Genomic DNA, 294 nt, shown 5'->3' with positions numbered 1-294 from the left:
TTTCCAGTCAATGACATCTGGTGACGGCAGTTATTGCATTGCAGCACGCGTGGCCGACTTTTCAGGCGACAGCAGGTCTTGTTGGCGCACTCAGGACAGATGAAACCGTTCGGAAAACGCCAAGCAAGCAGCGCGTTTTCGCACTGCGCTTCAGTGCCATAGTCCTTGAAAAAATCAAACAGGCTGTAGCCTTTCTGGAATTGGACTTTGCTTTTGGCCATGATCTCGCACCTCAGTAACTGTACGTAAGATCAGTATAGCTCGTGGTGACTGCTAATCATGGGTAATCAGGTA

The 294-nt window shown here is 49.3% G+C and carries 1 protein-coding gene; it reads right to left on the bottom strand.

What is annotated here, in order from left to right; genetic code table 11:
- A partial coding sequence (locus J9889_RS16560; protein WP_210557381.1) for a transposase occupies window positions 1–221 on the bottom strand: 221 nt, incomplete at its 3' end.
- Window positions 222–294 lie beyond the last annotated feature (73 nt).

Source organism: Aeromonas sp. PrichA-15, assembly GCF_017939245.1.
GTDB classification, from domain to species: Bacteria; Pseudomonadota; Gammaproteobacteria; order Enterobacterales; family Aeromonadaceae; genus Aeromonas; species Aeromonas caviae.
This window is presented reverse-complemented; position numbering and strand designations above follow the sequence as displayed.